This window comes from Mycobacterium sp. E740 (assembly GCF_001672895.1).
Classification (GTDB): domain Bacteria; phylum Actinomycetota; class Actinomycetes; order Mycobacteriales; family Mycobacteriaceae; genus Mycobacterium.
Genome location: NZ_LZKP01000226.1, coordinates 1 through 19,157, shown reverse-complemented (window position 1 = coordinate 19,157; position 19,157 = coordinate 1). Strand labels below are relative to the sequence as shown.

Here is a 19,157-nt window from a genome sequence, read left to right as displayed (position 1 = left end):
CCACCGAAACGGCGCCGGCGGCCGGGAACGTCGCGCCGACCACCACGCCGGCGACGGCTGGGCCGACGGCGCGCTGGAACACCGGTCGCACAACGCCTTCGACACCGTTGGCCGCGAGCAGTTGTTCGGCGGGCAGAATCCGCGGCAGGATCGCGCTGTAGGCGGGGAAGAAGAACGCGGCTGCAATCCCCAGCGCGGCGGCGGCCACCGCCAGATGCCAAACCCGAAGGGCACCAGTCAAACTCAACGCGGCAATGGCCGACACCGTGACGACGTTCACCGCCTCGACGGCGATGATGATCAGGCGTTGGCTGATCCGGTCGGCGGCGATACCGCCGACCAGTACGAACGCCACCAGGCCGACGCCCATGCAGGTGGCAACCAGTGACAGCGCCGTCGGATCGTCGGAAAGCTCGATGACCTGAAGGGCCATCACCACCGTCCACATCCCCTCGGCGAAGATGGACAGCGAGACGGCCGCGATCAGCAGGCGGTACTCGCGGATTCGAAACGGCGCGAGCACGCGCCAACCGCCGTTGCCGACCGGCTGCTGGATGTCGAACTGCGTGCTCACCTATAGATGGTCGCCGACGGCCCGGCGCGACGTCCAATGATTTTCTCGGGCAGAGACGTCAGAAGTCGGAGAAGTCGGCCTGCCTGCGCTGCTGGAAAGCCTTGGTGCCCTCGCGGAAGTCGTAGGAGTCCAACAGAGTCAACTGACCCTGCTTCTCGCGCTCCAGCGCGTCCTCGAAAGCGGTGAGCGTGGCGGCGTTGATCGCGTGCTTGGTCTTACGCAGTGCCACCGCAGGACCCGAAACCAGCGTGGCGATCACCTTGTCCACCTGCGCCTCGAACTCGTCGGCGGGATAGACCGCGGTGACCAGTCCCCACTCGTACGCTTCGGCGGCCGCGATGCGTTCGGCCAGCAGCGCCATCCGGGTGGCGCGGATACGGCCGATCGCCGCGGCGATGAGAGCAGACGCGCCGCCGTCGGGCATCAGGCCGATCTTGGTGAAGGCCAGCATGAAAAAGGCCTTCTCCGAAGCCAATACGACGTCGCACGCCAACGCCAGTGACACACCGACGCCGGCCGCGGGCCCCTGCACCACGGCGACCACCGGTTGCGGCAGGTTCACGATCGAGCGGACCGCGCGGTTGGCGGCGTCCAGGACGTCGGCCGGGGTTCCGTTCGCGCCCGGGTTCGCGTGGTCCTCCTCGCTGATGCCTGCGCCCGAACAGAATCCGCGGCCTGCCCCACGCAGACGCACCACCTTGACCCGCCGGTCCGACGCCGCCTGGTCGAGGGCATCGGCGATGCCGGCGAGCATCGGTTGCGTCAAGGAGTTCAGGCTGTCGGGCCGGTTCAGCGTCACAGTGAGCACACCGTCCGCCAGGTCGACGGACAAGTCTTCGAGCCCGGTGTAGGCGGGAACGGTTGCATCCAGGGAAGCCATGATCTGCACCCTAGGTCTGAGCCACATGGTTATACAAGTAAGCTATGTCGGCGACCGAGGGTGTTCGTCGGATGGAGGCTGTTGAGCATGGCTGGACCACTGCATGGCCTGCGGGTCATCGAGCTGGCGAGCATCGGGCCGGGCCCGCACGCGGCGATGATCCTCGGCGATCTCGGTGCCGACGTCGTGCGCATCGAGCGCCCCGGCAAGCTCGGCGGCGTCCCGACCAGCAAGCGCGAGGCCGCGCTGCGCAACCGGCGCTCGGTGGCGGCCGACCTCAAGAGCGACGAGGGCCGCGAACTCGTCCTGCGGCTGGTCGCGAAGGCCGACGTGCTGATCGAAGGGCTGCGTCCCGGAGTCACCGAACGCCTCGGCCTCGGCCCGGAGGACTGCGCCAAGGTCAACGAGCGACTGGTTTACGGACGCATGACGGGCTGGGGTCAGACCGGGCCCCGTCGTCTGCAGGCCGGACACGACATCAACTACATCTCGCTCAACGGCGTGCTGCACTCGATCGGCCGGGCGGGGGAGCGGCCCGTCCCGCCGCTGAACCTCACCGGTGACTTCGGCGGCGGCTCGATGTTCCTGCTCGTCGGCATCCTGTCCGCGCTGTGGGAACGGCAGAAGTCGGGCAAGGGCCAGGTGGTCGACGCCGCGATGATCGACGGCTCCAGCGTGCTGGCACAGATGATCTGGGGCTTCCTGCAGGACGGCCTATGGGTGGACCAGCGCGGGGTCAACATCCTCGACGGCGGTGCGCCGTACTACGACACCTATACCTGCGCGGACGGCCGCTACATCGCGGTCGGCTGCATCGAGCCGCAGTTCTACGCCGCATTCCTCAACGGCCTCGGCATCGACGGTGAAGACCTGCCCGACCAGAACGACATGAGCCGCTGGCCCGAACTGCGTGACCGCTTCACCGAGGTCATCGCGTCCCAGGACCGCGACCACTGGGCGAAGGTCTTCGCCGACAGCGACGCCTGCGTGACGCCGGTGTTGTCGTTCTCCGAGGTGGAGTCCGAGCCGCACGTCACCGAGCGCAACACGTTCTATCGCGACGGCGACCATCTGCAGCCGATGCCCGCGCCGCGGTTCTCCCGCAGCGCGCCAACCGCACCGACACCGCCCGGCGCAGCCGGGGCCGACACCGAAGCCGTCTTACGGGACTGGACTTAGAACAAGAGAGGAACTCAATCAGTGGAGATCAAGGACGCGGTAGCCGTCGTCACCGGTGGAGCATCGGGCCTCGGCCTGGCGACCACGAAGCGGCTGCTCGACAAGGGCGCCTCGGTGGTCGTCATCGACCTCAAGGGCGAGGACGCGGTCAAAGAACTCGGTGATCGCGCCCAATTCGTCGAGGCCAACGTGACCGACCCCGACGCCGTCAGCGCCGCACTCGACGCCGCCGAGAAGATGGGCCCGCTGCGCATCAACGTCAACTGCGCGGGCATCGGCAACGCGATCAAGACGCTGAGCAAGGACGGCCCGTTCCCGCTCGACGGGTTCAAGAAGGTCATCGAGGTCAACTTGATCGGCACCTTCAACGTGCTGCGCCTGAGCGCCGAGCGGATCGCCAAGCAAGAGCCCATCAACGGTGAGCGCGGCGTCATCGTCAACACCGCCTCCGTCGCCGCCTTCGAGGGCCAGATCGGCCAGGCCGCCTATTCGGCGTCCAAGGGCGGTGTGGTCGGGATGACGTTGCCGATCGCGCGCGACCTGTCGCGTGAGTTCATCCGCGTCGTCACGATCGCGCCGGGTCTGTTCAAGACCCCGCTGCTGGGGTCGTTGCCCGAGGAGGCGCAGGCCTCGCTCGGCAAGCAGGTGCCGCATCCGGCCCGGCTGGGTGATCCCGACGAGTACGGCGCGCTGGCCGTGCACATCGTCGAGAACCCGATGCTCAACGGAGAGGTCATCCGTTTGGACGGCGCGATCCGGATGGCGCCCCGATGAGCATCACGACGAAGTTCACCGAGACTTTCGGCGTCGAGCATCCCATCGTCCAGGGCGGGATGCAGTGGGTCGGGCGCGCGGAACTGGTTGCGGCGGTGGCGAACTCGGGTGCCCTGGGTTTCATCACCGCGCTGACCCAGCCGACGCCCGCCGATCTGGCGAACGAGATCGCCAAGTGTCGCGACCTGACGGACAAGCCGTTCGGGGTCAACCTGACGATCCTGCCGACGATCAACCCGCCGCCTTATGACGAGTACCGCCAGGTGATCGTCGACGCTGGCATCAAGATCGTCGAGACGGCCGGCTCCAACCCGGCGCCGCACCTGCCGATGTTCCACGACAACGGCATCAAGGTGCTGCACAAGTGCACCTCGGTGCGTCATGCGGTCAAAGCGCAGAGCCTGGGTGTCGACGGCATCAGCATCGACGGGTTCGAGTGCGCGGGCCATCCTGGTGAGGACGACATCCCGGGATTGGTCCTGATCCCGGCCGCATCGGTGAAGATCGACATCCCGATGATCGCCTCGGGCGGCTTCGCCGACGCGCGCGGCCTGGTCGCGGCGCTGGCGCTCGGCGCTGACGGCATCAACATGGGTTCGCGGTTCATGTGCACCGCCGAGTCGGCGATCCACCAGAACGTCAAGGAAGCGATCGTCGCGGGCACCGAACTCGACACGGAGCTGATCTTCCGGCCGCTGCGCAACACCGCCCGGGTGGCCAGCAACGCGGTCTCGCGCGAGGTGGTGGAGATTCTCAACCGGGGCGGCCAGTTCGAGGACGTCAAGGACCTGGTGGCCGGCAAGCGTGGCGTGAAGGTCTATGAGATCGGCGACCTCGACGCCGGCATCTGGAGTGTGGGCACTGCGATGGGGTTGATCAACGACATCCCGACGTGCGGCGAGCTGGTGGCGCGCATCGTGGCGGAGGCCGAGGAGATCATCACCGGTCGGCTCTGCGACATGATCTCGGTCGAAGAAGAAGAAAACGTGGCTTAGACAGACTTCCGGAAACAGCAAACGGTCAACGACGGGCCCCGCCCGGGCCTGGACAAACGCCGGATCGAACGCGCGGCCCCTCGGCGCGCGCTCGGTCAGACGGCGGTGCGCAGCGGGCGCTCGTCGTCGAGCTGCTCCGAGGTGTCGCCTTCTACCAGGACATCGCCGTGGTAGAGCGCATCGAAGTCAACCTTGATGACATCGGCACTGGTGTCGTCGATCCACATGTACTTGACAGTAGGGCCCGCCTCTAAGGAATCTTTGAGTCACGATTCGGAAAACCTTGGCAATATTACCGCCGGGTAGGTTGTGGGGTTACTGCTCAGTAGCGGTGAATTGGATGGGGTTCGTCCCGAGCAGCGCCACCCAGGTCAGGATCGCGGCGGCGAACGCCGCGACGAGTAGGACGACCGCCATGCGCGTACTCCAGCGCGTCCTGCCGAGAACTTTCGCGTCGAGCGAGTAGGCGCCCGCGCCGGCGAACAACAGCGCGGCCGCCCCGGTCCCGATCAGGAATGGCGCGTTGAACGGTTCGGACCAGAAGGCCGCGCCCGAGACGTTGACCGCCCACGCGTCGACCATCGCCGAGATCACCGCGAACGCCGCCAACGGCGTCAGCGCACCGAAGATGAGGCCCAGCCCGCCGAGGGTCTCGGCCGTCGTCACCATCAAGGTCGCCAAACCGGGCAGCCGCCACCCGCCGGCCTCCATGAAACCGACCGTGGTGTTGAAGTCGAAGGCCTTGATCAAGCCGGCCTGCAGAATCGCGGCGCCGATGCCGATCCGCAGGATCAACAGGCCGATGTCGACCGCGGTGTCGCGAGTAGTGGCGGTGGTGGGCGTGTCCATCGTGGTCATGCCGTTACGACTACCAGAGCAGCCCAAATTAATCGCGGTGAACTGCTCGCGTCTTCGAACCGTGTTCTGAGAGGGCGCATTGACGCCACCGACTTATCGCTGTTAAGTTAGCGCCGTTAGTCGGACGGGACGAGAGGGTGCCGCGTGCTGCAACGAATCGCACATCTGGCCATATCGGCGCCCCGGCGCGTCATCGCGATCGCCGTTCTGGTGATGGCGGCGTGCGCGGTCTTCGGCATACCCGTCGCAAAGGACCTGTCGGCTGGCGGCTTTCAGGATCCGACGTCGGAGTCGGCACAGGCCACCCGTCTGCTGGTGGACAAGTTCGGCCAGGGCGACATGGAACTGCTCATCAGCGTGCGCTCGGACGACGGCGCGCGAAGCGACGCCGCCCGCACCGTCGGCGAGGACATCGCGGCTCAACTTCGAGCCGAGCCGTCCGTCGCCGACGTGACGTCGTTGTGGACCGCCCCGCCCACGGCCGCGCCGGCGTTGATCAGCCAGGACGGCAAGACCGGGCTGATCGTCGCGGGGATCACCGGCGGAGAGAGCGGGGCGCAGAAGCACGCGAAGGAACTCACCGAGCGACTGGTGCACGACCGCGACGGCGTCACCGTGCGGGCCGGCGGCGAGGCGATGACCTATGTGCAGATCAACGCCCAGAGCGAAAAAGACCTGCTGCGCATGGAATCGATCGCGATCCCGCTCAGCTTCGTGGCGCTGGTCTGGGTGTTCGGCGGACTGCTCGCCGCCGCGCTGCCACTTGCCATCGGCGGCTTCGCGATCCTCGGTTCGATGGCCGTGCTGCGCGCGGTCACCTACTTCACCGACGTGTCGATCTTCGCGATGAACCTCTCGGTGGCGATGGGATTGGCGCTCGCGATCGATTACACCCTGCTGATAATCAGCAGATACCGCGACGAGATCGCCGACGGTGCGGACCGGGATCGCGCGCTGCAGCGCACCATGGCCACAGCGGGGCGCACGGTGCTGTTCTCCGCGCTCACCGTGGCGCTCTCGATGGTCGCGATGGTGCTGTTCCCGATGTACTTCTTGAAGTCGTTCGCCTACGCCGGGATTGCGGTCGTGACGTTCGCGGCCGTCGCCGCAGTGGTGGTGGCACCCGCGGCGATCGTGCTGCTCGGAGACCGGCTGGATTCGCTGGACGTGCGACGGCTGGGCCGCCGGATCTTGCGCAGACCGGAACCGGTGCGCAAGCCCGTCGAGCAGACGTTCTGGTACCGGAGCACGAAATACGTTATGCGACGGGCGCTTCCGATCGGTGTCGCGATCGTCGTGCTGCTGCTGGTGCTGGGCGCGCCGTTCCTCAGTGCCCGTTGGGGTTTCCCCGACGACCGGGTGCTGCCGGACTCGGCTTCGGCACGCCAGGTCGGTGACGACCTGCGCGCGAACTTCGCCGTCGACTCGGCGCGCAACGTCACGGTCGTCATCCCCGACACCCGTGGAGTCACACCACCGCAGGTGGACAGCTACGCCGCAGACCTGTCGAAGGTTGCCGACGTGTCCTCGGTTTCGGGCCCCGGTGGGACTTTCGTCGACGGCGAAGTAGTCGGCCCGCCGTCGGCCGCGACCGCAGTGAAGGACGGCAGCGCGTTCCTCACGGTCGCCAGCACCGCGCCGCTGTTCAGCGACGCCTCCGAAGCGCAACTCGATCAACTGCGGGCGGTGCACACGCCCAACGAGGTGCCGGTCCAGTTGACCGGAGTCGCGCAGATCAACCGGGACAGTTCCTCGGCGATCACCTCTCGGCTGCCGACGGTGCTCGGCGTGATCGCGGTGATTACGTTCGTGCTGCTGTTCCTGCTCACCGGAAGCGTCGTACTTCCGCTGAAAGCGCTGGTGCTCAACGTCTTGTCGCTGACGGCCGCGTTCGGCGCATTGGTGTGGATTTTCCAGGAGGGGCACCTCGGCGCGCTCGGTACCACCCCCACCGGCACCTTGGTGGCCAACATGCCGGTGTTGCTGTTCTGTATCGCGTTCGGCCTGTCGATGGACTACGAAGTGTTCCTGGTGTCGCGAATCCGCGAATTCTGGCTGCAGTCGGAGCAGACGGACGCGTCGCCGCGGGTCCGCAACGACGAGAGTGTCGCGCTCGGCCTGGCCAAGACGGGCCGCGTCGTCACCGCGGCGGCCCTGCTGATGTCGATCTCGTTCGCGGCCCTGATCGCCGCCGAGGTGGCGTTCATGCGGATGTTCGGCGTAGGGCTGACCCTCGCGGTGCTGGCGGATGCGACTCTGGTGCGCATGGCGCTGGTGCCTGCGTTCATGCATCTGCTCGGCCGGTGGAACTGGTGGGCGCCCAAGCCGTTGGCGAAGCTGCATGCCCGGATCGGGTTCAGCGAGTCGGCCGAAATTCACTCGGCCACAACACAACAGCTTCCTGGTGCAGCCGAACCCGCGGGAACCCGATGAAACGACGGCGTGCCCCACGGGGGTCCGGTGAGCAGTTGCGCGACGAGATCCTCGACGCGACCACCGAACTCCTGCTGGAAACCGGTCACGTCAAAGAGGTTTCGATACGGTCGGTGGCGCAGCGGGTCGGTGTGACACCGCCGTCGATCTATCTGCACTTCGCGGATAAGGATGCCTTGCTCGACGCGGTGTGCGCGCGGTACTTCGAGAAGCTCGACGAGGAGATGCAGAGCGTGGCGGCCGTGCAGTCCTCGGCCATCGAGGTGCTGCGTGCGCAGGGGCTGGCATACGTCCGTTTCGCACTGAAAACCCCTGAGCTGTACCGCATCGCCGCGATGGGCGAGAGCCGGCCGGGCAGTGACGTGGACATTGCGCTCAACAGCTCGGCGTTCGTGCACCTGTGCGCCACTGTGGAGGCGCTGATGTCGGACGGAATCTACCCGCAGGGCGACTCGACCGCGACGGCGCTCGAGTTGATGACCGCCGCGCACGGGGTGGCCTCGATGCTGATCGCGAAGCCGTACCTGCCGTGGGGAGACGTCGAGGATTTCGCCGATCGCGTGCTGACCGCGGTTTGTCTCGGGCATATCGTGTCGGGTGTGGTGGACCGCGATGCGCCGCCCCAGCAAGCCGTCGCACAGCTGAAGGGACTGCTCAATGTCGAGCACGGTGGATAACCCGTTCTTCGCCAGGGTGTGGACAGTGATGTCCAACCACGAGACCGACGTCATCCGAAAGTTGCGCCGGGACAACCTCGCCGGCCTGTCCGGTCGCGTGCTCGAAATCGGTGCGGGCACCGGGACGAATTTCGAGTTCTACCCCGGCAGCGTCACCGAGGTCGTCGCCGTCGAACCGGAGCGCCGGCTCGCCGAACAGGCCCGACGGGCGGCCGCGGCAGCGGGCACTCCGGTCACTGTCAGGACAGACACGGTCGAGCAGTTGACGGCCGCCGGCAGCGAACCGTTCGACGCCGTGGTCTGCTCACTGGTGCTGTGTTCGATCGAAGACCCCGACACCGTTCTGCCGCAGCTGCTTTCGCTGTTGCGACCGGGCGGCGAGCTGCGCTATCTCGAGCACATCGCCGGTACCGGTGGCCGCGCGCGGCTGCAGAGGATCGCCGACGCGACCGTGTGGCCGCGGCTCTTCGGCAACTGCCACACCCACCGCCACACCGAAGAGAGCATCGCCAAAGCGGGCTTCTCGGTGACAGGCGCCCGGCGGAAGTGGGTGATGCCGCGCTGGGCACCGCTGCCGGTCGCCGAGGTCGCGATCGGGCGGGCGGTCAAGCCCGGCTAGGTGTCAGCGGCGACGACCGGGGAAGCCGCTGCCCATCCCGAACGGAAGCTGGGGCTGGTTCGCCGGAGGCGCCACCGTCCCCGGTCTCGTCTTGATCGACACGCTGCCGTTGGTCTGGCAGATGGACTTGGTGTCCGTACTCTGACACGTCGGTCGAGCATCGGCGGTGGGAGCCGAAATGCCCGCTATCACAACCAAACTCACCATCAGCAGTGCTGGCTTCACGCGACGCATGACTATGTCCTTCCCCTGCGGCGACCACCGCGATAGACCTGACATCCGGTCAGCCATCAAGGGCAGGCCGAAACGACAATTTGGGCGCTCGGACCCAGCGGCGTGTTGTTGGCCGCCGCCCGATTGACCGCATCCGCACGGGCGGCCTCGACAGTGGCCCCGGCGCCGCCGGCCACCACATCGTTTTCGTCGTCAGCGACGGACACGATACAGAGATTGTCGTTGGTCACCTCGTCGCTGGTGCACTCGACACCGCCGGCGCTCTGGCATTGCGCGATCACGGCGGCCGCGGCCTCGTCGTTGGTGTCGCCGGTCGCGGTGAAGCCCACCAGGGCGCCTTCGAAATTGCCGGTGCCGACTGCCGCGGAGACGTCCTCGGGGTCCTCGACCACACCGCCCGGGCCGCCCGCCCAGGCTGCGCCGGCCGAAATTCCGGCTCCGACAATGCATGCAGCCGCGATCATTGAAACGGAACGTTTACTGACCATGCGCGGCCCTCTCGTCACAGTTTTGCCAGATATTACACAGGGTTGATCTTGACGGTTCGATAACGAGGGATCCGAACGGGCCCTAGCCGAGCAGGGCGGGCAACCGCTGCAGCAGGTTCGGCAGCGCGCCCGTCGCCGTCTCCCGCAGCGAGACCGTCGCCGCGTCGGACAGCGGTGTGCGTTCGGGGTTGACCTCGATGACCGGGGTACCGTTGGCCATCGCGATCTCGGGCAGCCCCGCAGCGGGGTAGACGATCGAGGAGGTCCCGACGACGATCACGAGATCGGCTGCGCTCACCGCCTCCACCGACCGTTGCCACGCGTCCTCGGGCAGCGCCTCGCCGAACCAGACCACGTTCGGCCGGATGAGCCCGCCGCACACGCACCGCGGAGGGTCGACGGTCTCCACCGGCTCGGGCATGGCGGGCAGCTCACCGCTGTAGGCCGTCTGGCAGCGGTCGCAGCGGAATTCGAACAGGCTGCCGTGCAGGTGATAGACGTTCTTGCTGCCCGCCCGCTCGTGCAGGTCGTCGACGTTCTGGGTGACGACGTGCACGTCGGCATGGTCCTGCCAGGCCGCGACGGCGCGGTGGCCGTTGTTGGGCTGCACCGAACCCATCATGTAGTGGCGCCACAGATACCACGCCCAGACCTTCTCCGGGTTTGCCCGCCAACCGTGCGAGCTGGAGATCTCGTACGGGTCGACCTTCGCCCACAGGCCGGTTTCGACGTCGCGGAACGTCGGCACTCCGCTCTCGGCCGAGATGCCCGCACCGCTGAGGACCGTCACCTGCACATGACCAAACTAGCCGGTGTGGGCAATACTGAGCACGTGGCCAACTTGGGGGATTGGGTACGCATCGACCAGAGCTCGTCCGGTGCCTTGTTCGACCAGCTCAGGACCCAGATCATCGACGGCGTGCGCGACGGCAGGCTGGGCCCGGGCACCCGCTTGCCGACGGTGCGCGAGTTGGCCGGTCAGGTCGGTCTCTCGGTGAACACAGTGGCGCGCGCCTACCGTGAGCTGGAGTCCGCCGGGATTCTCGAAACCCGGGGGCGCTTCGGCACATTCGTCGCGCGCGCCGATCCGGCCGACGCCGCCATGGCCACCGCCGCTCACACCTTCGTCTCGACGGCCAAGGCGCTCGGCGTGGACAAGGGCGATGCGCTGCGCTACGTCGAGACGGCCTTCGGCTGAGTTCAGCCGAATTCGAGCAAGGTGAACACCGGCCGGACCGGGTCGAACACCCGAAGTCGTTGAGCGGTCCAGATCATGGTGTTGAGCACTGTGCCGCGACCGGGCGGCAGGGGGATGTCGTGCACGGCGCGGATCCCCGGGATCTCGTCGACCAGGTCGGCGAGCTGTGAGGGCGTGAGCGAGAACGGCATCGGGGGTACCCGGTAGGTCAGCGAGGGGCGGAGCAGCCCGCGGCTGATCAACCGGGCGAACCAGGCCGGTGCCAGGTCGAACATCATCCGTCCGCCGGGGAAGCGTTGTGCGCACTCGGCGATCAAGCCGAGCGCGTCGTCGGGCTGCAGATACATCAGCAGCCCCTCAGCGGTGACGAACACGCCGTGCTCGGTGTCCACCTGGTCCATCCAACTGAAGTCCAGCGCCGACTGCGCGAGCATGCGCACTCGATCCGACGCCGGGAGCAGCTTGCGTCGCAGCTCGACCATCGGCGGCAGATCCACAGTGAGCCAACGGAACTCGTGGCCGACGTCCGCTGCATCCAGGCGGTAGAAGCTGGTCTGCAATCCCTCAGCGAGCGCCACCACGGTCGCGCGCGGATGATCACCGAGGAAGCGGCGCGCCTCGCGGTCGAAGGCCAGCGACCGCACCGCCATGTCCTGGCGGCGGGACGGGCCGAACTTCGTGAAATCGAAGTCGATCGAGTCGGCGAGCCGGATCGCCATCGGGTCGTCGATGAGCGAATCGGGGCGACGGGCCTCGGTGGCCCGCACCTGCAGGGTCAGCAACGCGGTCTCGGAGACACCGGTCAGGACGGAGCCGTCAGCCTTGGAAGTGGAACTCACCTGACCGAATCTACCTAGCGCAGGACTTTGTCCAATGTGCGCAGGTTTCGGGTGGTGGTCGACGACTTGTAGCGCTTCTTGCCCATGGTCTTGCCGATCGCGGTGTCCAGCGTCGCGGACTTGGGCACCTGCCAGTAGATGACGCCCTCGCCGCGCTTGATCTTCTCCTTCGGACCGGCGCTCTTGGCCAGCTCGGCGAGTTCGTCGAGCACTTTCTCGTCGGACACAAACGTCACGTACGAGTGGTGTTCTGGCACCTCGCGATCGAACGGGTACGCCGCTGAGATGGCGGCTACCGCGTCGAGGGGATAGGCCAGCACCCAGGCGTCGTAGCCGAACGCGTCGCGCAGCGCCTTCTCGGCCTTCTTGCGCACCGCCGCGACACCGGCCCGGCTGTCGAACAGGACGTTGCCGCTGGCGAGAATCGTTCGCACAGAATCGAATCCGGCGTCCTCGAGGGTCTTGGCGATGTCGGCCATCTTGAGGTTGACGCCGCCGACGTTGACCCCTCGCAGAAACGCGGCATACCGGGTCACGAGCCGAACTCTAACAAAGCTCGCAGCGCCTGCCGCCACGTTCGTGGAGACGTACGCTTTGCTTATGGCACGCCACGTGTTCGACGACAAACTGCTCGCGCTCATCGGCGGAAACTCGTTGGGCGTCCTCGCGACGATCAAGCGCGACGGCCGCCCACAGCTGTCGAACGTGTCGTATTACTTCGACCGACGCGCGCTGAGCATCCAGGTGTCGATCACCGAACCGCGCGCCAAGACCCGCAACCTACGGCGGGACCCACGCGCATCGATTCATGTCAGCTCTGACGACGGCTGGTCCTATGCGGTCGCCGAGGGCGACGCAGTCCTCACGCCGCCCGCCGCCGCACCGGACGACGACACCGTCGAGGCGTTGATCGCCTTGTACCGCAACATCGCTGGCGAACATCCGGACTGGGACGACTACCGGCGCGCGATGGTCGACGACCGCCGGGTGCTGATGACGCTGCCGATCTCGCACGTCTACGGCATGCCGCCCGGCAAGCGGTAAAGCAGGCGACGATCGCACAGTGCAGGCGCTACGCTGCCGACATGGCTGAAGCACCGGAAGACGACAACAAGCGCAGGTTCCGGGAGGCGCTGGAGCGCAAGAACGCCAAGGCGGCCGGTGGTTCGGCGCACAAGGACGGTGGCGCCAGGCAACCGAAGGTGCACGGACCGGTCGAGCAGCGCCGCGAGTTCCGCCGCAAGAGCGGCTAACGGCGTTCGCGATGCGCCTTCAACGTTTCAACTGTTGGCTTGCGGGAAAGTCGAGCCGTAGCAGCGATATGAAGGAGTGATCGAAGTGGTGCAACGACATGTCGGCGGGCGCGCCCCGCGGTTCATGGCCGCCGCGGGTCTCACGGCGGTGGTGGGGCTGGCGGTTGCCGGCGCTGCAAGCGCTCAGCCGCCGCCAGATCCCTGTTCACCTGCGGCGGTGATGCGTGCACACGCGGCCGCGATGACGCAGATGGCCGACTATCTGGACTCGCGGCCGGATGTCCAGCGGGTGTTCATGGATGCCAGGAGCCAGGCCACGCCGCAGGCGCGGCATGACGCGATCAAGGCGTACACCGACACCCATCCGGACGTGGCGGCCGCCTTCCAGAAAATCCGTCAGCCGGTTCAGGATTTGAGCACCAGGTGCGGCCTGCCGATGATGCATCCCGGCATGATGGGAGGGATGGGTTCTGGCCCGATGGGGCCCGGCGGTACGGGGCCTGGTCCGATGGGTCCCGGGAGCATGGGTCCTGGCCCGATGGGGCAATAGGTCCAGCCGCCCATCTGCTACACCGCTCACTATCGCGGCACGACGCGACGATTCGTCGTGTTTGTGCTCCTGCGGACGAGGCGGTTGGATTGGCACCGTGTCCAACCATTTCACCGGGCTGAGCCTGGGGCCCCCGCTGGGCGATCAACGCCTCGACCTGTGCGATCTGTACGCATTCCCGTCGCCCGCCGATCCCAGCCACACCGTGCTGATCCTCAATGCGAACCCGAACGCCGACGCGCTGCACCCGGACGCGATCTACCGGCTGGCCATCGACAACGACGGTGACCTGCGCAACGACATCGCGTTCAGCTTCGTGTTCTCCGAGCCGCACGACGGCCGGCAAACCGTAGACGTCTTCCTGGCCGTCGACGGCGACGCCGAATCCGATGAGGCGGTGGGGTCCAAGTTGTTCTCCGGTGTGGAGGTGTCGTTCGGGCGGGAGCCCAACATCGTCAGCTCGGGCAGCTTCACGTTCTTTGCGGGTGCCCGCAGCGACGCGTTCTTCTTCGACTTCGATGGCATCAAGAACCTGTTCGACACCTCCGGCGGTCGCAACTTCACCGCGCCGCACCTCGGCGGTGAATCACCTTGGACCGGTGTCGATTCCAACCTCGAGGCCAACGTGTTCTCGATGGTTTTGGAGATGCCGACCTCGGCGTTGGGCGCTGACCCGGACGTGCGGATCTGGGGTCGCTGCAGTGTCCGCCGCGACGGCAAGCTGATCCATGTCGACCGGGCCGGCCATCCGTCGGTGAGCAGCTTCTTCAACACCGACGACACCAAGGAGGAGTACAACGCGGGCGAACCGATCCTGGACCGGGAACGGTGGATCGGCATGTTCATCCACCTCATGGGCCACACCGGCGGGTACTCGCGTGCGGAGGCGATCGCCGCCATCGACAACGAGGGCACCCTGCCCGACATGCTGACCTACAACCCGTCGCGGCCCGCAAAGTACCCTAACGGCAGGACATTCCACGACGACGTCATCGACTATCGGCTGGCCTTCCTGACCAAGGGTGAATGCCCGCCGTCGGGGCTGCGCCCGCACGTCGACACGCTGTCGGAGTTCCCCTACCTGGGTCCGCCGCACTGACGGGTGGAGGCCCGCGTCAGTGCGTGACGGGCTTCTCCGCGCCGAAGCCGGTCAGCGAGCGGACCTCGAACTCGGCGTTGACGTCCGGATCGCCGCGGTCCGGTGAGGTCAAGGTGGCGACGATGCCGAGCAAGAACGCCAGCGGGATCGACACGATGCCGGGGTTGGCGAGCGGGAACCAGGCGAAGTCGGCACCGGGCAGCATCGCGGTCTTGGCTCCGGACACCGCGGGGGAGAACACGATCAACACGATCGTCGACACCAAGCCGCCGTACATGCTCCACAGCGCGCCGCGGGTGTTGAACCGCGGCCAGTAGAGCGAATACAGGATCGTCGGCAAGTTGGCGGCCGCGGCCACCGCGAACGCCAGTGCGACGAGGAACGCGATGTTCTGCTCGGCGGCCAGTACACCCAAGCCGATCGCGAGCACTCCGAGCACCACCACGGTGATCCGCGAAACCCGCACCTGCTCGGACTCGGTGACTGGTTCGCTCCTGAGCACGCTGGCGTAGATGTCGTGGGCGAACGACGTTGCCGCCGTGATGGTGAGCCCGGCGACGACAGCGAGGATCGTCGCGAACGCGACCGCCGAGATGATGCCGAGCAGCACCACGCCGCCGAGTTCGAAGGCGAGCAGCGGTGCCGCCGAGTTCTGCGCCCCCGGAGCGGCCAGGATCGCATCGGGGCCGACGAGTGCCGCGGCACCGTAGCCCAACGCGAGCGTGAACAGATAGAACGCGCCGATGAGCACGATCGCCCAGACGACGCTTCGCCGCGCCTCTTTGGCTGTGGGCACGGTGTAGAAGCGCATCAGCACATGCGGCAGTCCGGCGGTGCCGAGCACCAGCGCCAGCGCGAGCGAGACGAAGTTGAGCTGCGACGTCAGCGATGCGCCGTACTGCGCGCCGGGGGCCAGCACATCGCGGCTCGCGACGGCGGTGTTGGTCGAGTCGGACACCGCGCTCTGGGCGGCGCCGAGAATCTCCGAGAAGTTCACCCCGAACTTGCCGAGCACCATCGCCGTCATCAGTGCCGCTCCGCCGATCAGCAGCACCGCCTTGATGATCTGCACCCACGTGGTGCCCTTCATGCCGCCGATCAGGACGTAGACGATCATCAGCACGCCGACGACCGCGATGACCAACGCCTGGCCCAGGTCGCTGGACACGTTGAGCAACAGGGCGACCAGCCCACCGGCGCCGGCCATCTGGGCCAGCAGGTAGAACAGGCACACCACCAACGTCGTGGTGGCTGCGGCCAGGCGCACCGGGCGTTGCTCGAGGCGGAAGCTCAGCACGTCGGCCATGGTGAATTTGCCTGCGTTGCGGAGCAATTCGGCGACCAGGAGCAGCGCCACCAGCCAGGCGACCAAGAAGCCGATGGAGTACAGGAAGCCGTCGTAGCCGTAGACCGCGATGGCGCCCGCGATGCCGAGGAAGCTGGCGGCCGACAGATAGTCACCGGAGATCGCGATGCCGTTCTGGGGGCCGGTGAACGAGCGTCCGGCGGTGAAGAACTCGGCGGCGGTGGCGTTCTTCTTGCTCGCGCGGATCACGATGAACAGCGTCACCGCGACGAACAACGCGAAGATCCCGATGTTGGCGACCGGGTTGCCGACGGTCGAGTCGGCGGCCAGCAGCACGGTCATGCGGCACCGCCTTCCAGCCTTGTGCGGATCGCTTCGGCGCGCGGGTCGAGGTCGCGGTTAGCGAAGCGCACATACAGCCCGGTGATGGCGAATGTTGACACGAACTGACCGAGGCCGATGAGTATCCCGACGTTGATGTCGCCCCACACCTTGATCGCCATGAAGTCGTGGGCGAACGCTCCGAGCATCACGTAGGCGAAATACCAGAGCAGGAACAGCGCGCTCATCGGGAACACGAAGCGGCGCAACCTGCTACGCAGTTCCTGGAACTCGGCGCCGGCCTGGACGGCCCGGTACTCTTCGCCGCTGACGGGGGTGTCCGAGAGTGGTTGACGGATCTCGGGCAACGGCGACTCCTCTGTGCTCTCAGCTGATTGCCAGGCAACTTTAAGGCCAACCGCGGATCTAGACTGGCCGAGTGGCGAAACTTCAGCTAGTGCAAGATCCGGCGGCCGACGCGCTGCTGGAGTCCAACCCGTTCGCGCTGTTGGTCGGCATGCTCTTGGACCAGCAGTATCCGATGGAGCACGCGTTCGGCGGGCCGAAGAAGATCGCCGACCGCATCGGCGGTGTCGACGCCCGTGAGATCGCCGAGTACGATCCCGACAAGTTCGCCGCGGTCTGCTCGACAACGCCTGCCGTTCACCGGTTTCCGGGTTCGATGGCCAAGCGCATCCAGGCGCTCGCGCAACTGATCGTCGACCGCTACGACGGCGACGCGACGGCGCTGTGGACATCCGGCGATCCGGATGGCCCCGAGGTGCTGCGTCGGCTCAAGGGGCTGCCCGGGTTCGGCGAGCAGAAGGCGAAGATCTTCCTCGCGCTGCTGGGCAAGCAGTACGGGGTGACGCCGAAAGGCTGGCGCGAAGCCGCCGGCGACTACGGCAAGGCCGGCTCGTTTCTGTCGGTGGCCGACGTCGTCGATCCCGGCTCTCTGGAGAAGGTGCGGTCGTACAAGAAGCAGGCGAAGGCAGCAGCGAAAGCCGCTAAGGCTTAGCAGCCGCGGAGTCCCTCGAATCGAGGCGGGCAAGCGTCCGCAGGACTCCGGCGACGACATGCCCGGTCGATGTGCCGGTGTCGAGGCCTTCTTTGAGGGTGCGCAGCCGAAGGCCTCGGTCGCAGAGTTCGGCGATGGTCCGGGTGACCTCCGCTCCCGTGCGGCCGAGTCGGTCCAGCGCGACGACCACGATAGTGTCGCCCGTGCGCGCGTAGCTCAGCATCGCGTGCAGTCCGGCGCCGATCCGGTCAGCGGAGTCCGACAGGCGGTCGGTGAACACTCGCCGTGGGTCGACGCCCGCAGCGTTGAGCGCCGCGAGCTGACCTTCGAGGCCCTGCTCGGCGGTGCTTGCTGTGGCGTAGCCCAGCGTGCAGGTCACGTTTCCAAGGTCTCATGGCAGTAGTCGCGTCGAAAAGAGATGCGGTGAGGCGAAAGCCAACCGTTACCGCACGTCGACATCGAAGAGACTTCGCCTGAGGTGGATTAGCGCGAAATGTATGCCGGTCTTGTGTCAGCGACGCACACTGCACTTCATGGCTGATCCGGTTCGCGCGCTCGAATTGGAAGTCCTTGACGTGGGCGCGGTTACGCCTGCGCACCCCGCGCCCCTGCTCTTCGTCCACGGTGCCTGGCACGCCGCCTGGTGTTGGAAGAACTTCCTGCACTTCTTCGCGGACAAGGGTTATCGCGCCCTCGCGGTCAGCCTGCGCGGTCACGGCGGCAGTGCCGCACCGAAGCGATTCAGGTATTGCTCGTTGGCCGACTATGTCGACGATGTCGAATCCGTGGCGGCGCAGCTGGCCGTGCCTCCAGTGCTCGTCGGACATTCCATGGGGGGTTTCATCGTGCAGAAGTGCCTGCAGCGCAACGACGCGCCAGCCGCGGTGCTGCTGGCGTCCGCATCGGTCCATGGCAGTCGCGGCTTCGCGCAGCGCCTGATGCGGCGACATCCCTGGCTGATGTTCAGAGGCATGATCACCGGCGACAGCGCCCATGGCTTCAACACGCCTACCGTCGCCCGCGAGATGTTCTTTTCGCCCGGAACAGCTGAAGCCGACGTCGCTCGCTACGCCGCGCTGGTGGGTAACGAAAGTCTGCGGGTCGCGTTCGACACGTTCGGTCCGATCGCCACCCCCGAAAATGTGACGACTCCGATTCTCGTCCTGGGCGCGCAACTCGACGGAGCGATCACGGCGGCGGAGGTCGACGCGACCGCGAAGGCGTACGGCGCGGTGGCCGAGTTCTTTCCGGACATGGGGCACAACATGATGCTCGAGCCCGGCTGGAGCGACGTGGCCGGCCGGATGGACGCGTGGCTCACGTCTCGGGGCCTGTGAACGGGTCGCCGTCGAAGCGTTCCTTGGTGGCGATCTCGGCGACGGGCCTGCGGGTCAGCTTGGTCAGTTGGCGGACCGGCTTGCCGAGTGGCAACAGGGCGGCCACCGCGTAGTTGTCGGGAATGCCGAGCAGTTCCCGGACGCGGGGCTCCTCGCCGATCGCGGCCGTCGTGAGCACGCCGCCGTAGCCCTCGTTTCGGGCGGCCAGCAGGATGTTCCAGACGAACGGGTAGACCGAGGCGCCCGCGACCAACCCGACCCGGTCGAGGTGCTGATCGAATGCCGCCACGACGCCGAGGTCGACGCAGACCACCAGCACGACCTCGGCCGTGCGCAGCGGTGACCAAGCGCTACATCGCCCAGCTGCGAAACGGTGAGAGTCCGTGGAATCCCTTGCACCCGTGCGGAGTTGACGCGCAAACGATCGAGGCGACGGAGGTACCGGACCGGTCACCGCTGCGCACGGCCGAGGTCGTGCTGGTGGTCTGCGTCGACCTCGGCGTCGTGGCGGCATTCGATCAGCAC

At 66.8% G+C, this 19,157-nt stretch carries 24 protein-coding genes and 2 pseudogenes; 14 read left to right on the top strand and 12 right to left on the bottom strand.

The window, feature by feature from the left end; genetic code table 11:
* Together A5663_RS22265 and A5663_RS22260 are read right to left on the bottom strand one after the other, a co-directional pair.
* Window positions 1-556, bottom strand: a 556-nt coding sequence (locus A5663_RS22265) for an MFS transporter (RefSeq protein ID WP_197503547.1), incomplete at its 3' end; no start/stop codon positions are given.
* Window positions 557-632: 76 nt separating this feature from the next.
* Window positions 633-1,454 carry an enoyl-CoA hydratase gene (locus A5663_RS22260; protein WP_068153897.1) on the bottom strand — a complete coding sequence of 274 codons (822 nt, stop codon included), beginning with the start codon at window positions 1,452-1,454 and terminating at the stop codon, window positions 633-635.
* Between the two features lie 87 nt (window positions 1,455-1,541).
* Here A5663_RS22260 and A5663_RS22255 point away from each other — a divergent pair, with 87 nt between their 5' ends.
* Genes A5663_RS22255 through A5663_RS22245 form a run of 3 tightly spaced genes read left to right on the top strand, consistent with a single transcriptional unit; the run spans window position 1,542 to window position 4,402 of the window.
* Window positions 1,542-2,633, top strand: a complete 1,092-nt coding sequence (locus A5663_RS22255) for a CaiB/BaiF CoA-transferase family protein (RefSeq protein ID WP_068153893.1) — start codon at window positions 1,542-1,544, stop codon at window positions 2,631-2,633.
* A 21-nt stretch (window positions 2,634-2,654) separates the two neighbouring features.
* Window positions 2,655-3,407 (top strand): 3-hydroxyacyl-CoA dehydrogenase, encoded by a 753-nt coding sequence (locus A5663_RS22250; protein ID WP_068153892.1) that lies wholly within the window; start codon window positions 2,655-2,657, stop codon window positions 3,405-3,407.
* Complete coding sequence (locus tag A5663_RS22245; RefSeq protein ID WP_068153891.1) at window positions 3,404-4,402, top strand: nitronate monooxygenase family protein; 999 nt, start codon at window positions 3,404-3,406, stop codon at window positions 4,400-4,402. Before A5663_RS22250 ends, A5663_RS22245 begins: the two co-directional genes overlap by 4 nt.
* A 95-nt stretch (window positions 4,403-4,497) precedes the next feature.
* On the opposite strand, the gene A5663_RS23755 is transcribed toward A5663_RS22245, so the two are convergent.
* Window positions 4,498-4,629 (bottom strand): hypothetical protein, encoded by a 132-nt coding sequence (locus A5663_RS23755; RefSeq protein WP_156744606.1) that lies wholly within the window; start codon window positions 4,627-4,629, stop codon window positions 4,498-4,500.
* A gap of 88 nt (window positions 4,630-4,717) precedes the next feature.
* The gene (locus A5663_RS22240) at window positions 4,718-5,260 is read right to left on the bottom strand and encodes a DoxX family protein (protein ID WP_068153890.1); all 543 of its coding nucleotides are present in this window, start codon (window positions 5,258-5,260) and stop codon (window positions 4,718-4,720) included.
* Between the two features lie 144 nt (window positions 5,261-5,404).
* Between A5663_RS22240 and A5663_RS22235 the strand changes: the two genes are divergently transcribed.
* Genes A5663_RS22235 through A5663_RS22225 form a run of 3 tightly spaced genes read left to right on the top strand, consistent with a single transcriptional unit; the run spans window position 5,405 to window position 8,989 of the window.
* Complete coding sequence (locus tag A5663_RS22235; protein ID WP_068153889.1) at window positions 5,405-7,693, top strand: MMPL family transporter; 2,289 nt, start codon at window positions 5,405-5,407, stop codon at window positions 7,691-7,693.
* Complete coding sequence (locus A5663_RS22230) at window positions 7,690-8,370, top strand: TetR/AcrR family transcriptional regulator (RefSeq protein WP_068153888.1); 681 nt, start codon at window positions 7,690-7,692, stop codon at window positions 8,368-8,370. The genes A5663_RS22235 and A5663_RS22230 overlap by 4 nt, the downstream gene beginning before the upstream one ends.
* On the top strand, window positions 8,351-8,989 hold the full coding sequence (locus tag A5663_RS22225) for a bifunctional 2-polyprenyl-6-hydroxyphenol methylase/3-demethylubiquinol 3-O-methyltransferase UbiG (protein WP_068153887.1): 639 nt from the start codon (window positions 8,351-8,353) through the stop codon (window positions 8,987-8,989). Before A5663_RS22230 ends, A5663_RS22225 begins: the two co-directional genes overlap by 20 nt.
* A gap of 290 nt (window positions 8,990-9,279) precedes the next feature.
* Here the strand turns inward: A5663_RS22225 and A5663_RS22215 are convergent, their stop codons facing one another.
* Window positions 9,280-9,615 (bottom strand): DUF4189 domain-containing protein, encoded by a 336-nt coding sequence (locus tag A5663_RS22215; protein ID WP_369816690.1) that lies wholly within the window; start codon window positions 9,613-9,615, stop codon window positions 9,280-9,282.
* A gap of 178 nt (window positions 9,616-9,793) precedes the next feature.
* Entirely contained in the window at window positions 9,794-10,507 is a 714-nt protein-coding gene (locus A5663_RS22210) for an NAD-dependent deacylase (protein WP_068153884.1), read from the bottom strand.
* Window positions 10,508-10,543: 36 nt separating this feature from the next.
* Here A5663_RS22210 and A5663_RS22205 point away from each other — a divergent pair, with 36 nt between their 5' ends.
* Window positions 10,544-10,909 (top strand): GntR family transcriptional regulator, encoded by a 366-nt coding sequence (locus A5663_RS22205; RefSeq protein WP_068153896.1) that lies wholly within the window; start codon window positions 10,544-10,546, stop codon window positions 10,907-10,909.
* Between the two features lie 2 nt (window positions 10,910-10,911).
* Here A5663_RS22205 and A5663_RS22200 read toward each other — a convergent pair whose 3' ends face one another.
* Together A5663_RS22200 and A5663_RS22195 are read right to left on the bottom strand one after the other, a co-directional pair.
* Window positions 10,912-11,748: a class I SAM-dependent methyltransferase gene (locus A5663_RS22200; RefSeq protein WP_068153883.1), complete on the bottom strand. Its 837-nt coding sequence runs from the start codon at window positions 11,746-11,748 to the stop codon at window positions 10,912-10,914.
* Window positions 11,749-11,762: 14 nt separating this feature from the next.
* Window positions 11,763-12,284: a DUF1697 domain-containing protein gene (locus tag A5663_RS22195; RefSeq protein WP_068153882.1), complete on the bottom strand. Its 522-nt coding sequence runs from the start codon at window positions 12,282-12,284 to the stop codon at window positions 11,763-11,765.
* Window positions 12,285-12,348: 64 nt separating this feature from the next.
* Here A5663_RS22195 and A5663_RS22190 point away from each other — a divergent pair, with 64 nt between their 5' ends.
* The 4 genes from A5663_RS22190 (at window position 12,349) to A5663_RS22180 (ending at window position 14,650) form a co-directional block, all read left to right on the top strand.
* Window positions 12,349-12,792 (top strand): PPOX class F420-dependent oxidoreductase, encoded by a 444-nt coding sequence (locus tag A5663_RS22190; RefSeq protein WP_068153881.1) that lies wholly within the window; start codon window positions 12,349-12,351, stop codon window positions 12,790-12,792.
* 41 nt (window positions 12,793-12,833) lie between these two features.
* Entirely contained in the window at window positions 12,834-13,001 is a 168-nt protein-coding gene (locus A5663_RS23215; protein WP_156744605.1) for a DUF5302 domain-containing protein, read from the top strand.
* An 85-nt stretch (window positions 13,002-13,086) separates the two neighbouring features.
* Entirely contained in the window at window positions 13,087-13,551 is a 465-nt protein-coding gene (locus A5663_RS22185; protein WP_068153895.1) for a hemophore-related protein, read from the top strand.
* A gap of 97 nt (window positions 13,552-13,648) precedes the next feature.
* Window positions 13,649-14,650, top strand: a complete 1,002-nt coding sequence (locus A5663_RS22180; protein WP_068153880.1) for a DUF4331 family protein — start codon at window positions 13,649-13,651, stop codon at window positions 14,648-14,650.
* A 16-nt stretch (window positions 14,651-14,666) separates the two neighbouring features.
* Here A5663_RS22180 and A5663_RS22175 read toward each other — a convergent pair whose 3' ends face one another.
* Both A5663_RS22175 and A5663_RS22170 read right to left on the bottom strand, forming a co-directional pair.
* Entirely contained in the window at window positions 14,667-16,298 is a 1,632-nt protein-coding gene (locus tag A5663_RS22175) for a cation acetate symporter (RefSeq protein WP_068153879.1), read from the bottom strand.
* Complete coding sequence (locus A5663_RS22170) at window positions 16,295-16,645, bottom strand: DUF485 domain-containing protein (RefSeq protein WP_068153878.1); 351 nt, start codon at window positions 16,643-16,645, stop codon at window positions 16,295-16,297. Before A5663_RS22170 ends, A5663_RS22175 begins: the two co-directional genes overlap by 4 nt.
* Window positions 16,646-16,716: 71 nt before the next feature.
* Between A5663_RS22170 and A5663_RS22165 the strand changes: the two genes are divergently transcribed.
* Window positions 16,717-17,295 carry an HhH-GPD-type base excision DNA repair protein gene (locus tag A5663_RS22165; protein WP_068153877.1) on the top strand — a complete coding sequence of 193 codons (579 nt, stop codon included), beginning with the start codon at window positions 16,717-16,719 and terminating at the stop codon, window positions 17,293-17,295.
* Here the strand turns inward: A5663_RS22165 and A5663_RS22160 are convergent.
* Window positions 17,285-17,674, bottom strand: coding sequence for a recombinase family protein (locus A5663_RS22160; RefSeq protein ID WP_068153876.1), 390 nt, complete (start codon window positions 17,672-17,674; stop codon window positions 17,285-17,287). The two genes, A5663_RS22165 and A5663_RS22160, sit on opposite strands and share 11 nt — an antisense overlap.
* A gap of 154 nt (window positions 17,675-17,828) precedes the next feature.
* Here A5663_RS22160 and A5663_RS22155 point away from each other — a divergent pair, with 154 nt between their 5' ends.
* Window positions 17,829-18,632, top strand: coding sequence for an alpha/beta hydrolase (locus tag A5663_RS22155; RefSeq protein ID WP_068153894.1), 804 nt, complete (start codon window positions 17,829-17,831; stop codon window positions 18,630-18,632).
* On the opposite strand, the pseudogene A5663_RS23210 reads toward A5663_RS22155, so the two are convergent.
* Window positions 18,613-18,969, bottom strand: a pseudogene (locus tag A5663_RS23210) (nitroreductase family protein); the annotation flags it as partial. The gene A5663_RS22155 and the pseudogene A5663_RS23210 sit on opposite strands and share 20 nt — an antisense overlap.
* A gap of 2 nt (window positions 18,970-18,971) precedes the next feature.
* Between A5663_RS23210 and A5663_RS23205 the strand changes: the two are divergent.
* A pseudogene (locus tag A5663_RS23205) lies at window positions 18,972-19,157 on the top strand (nitroreductase); the annotation flags it as partial.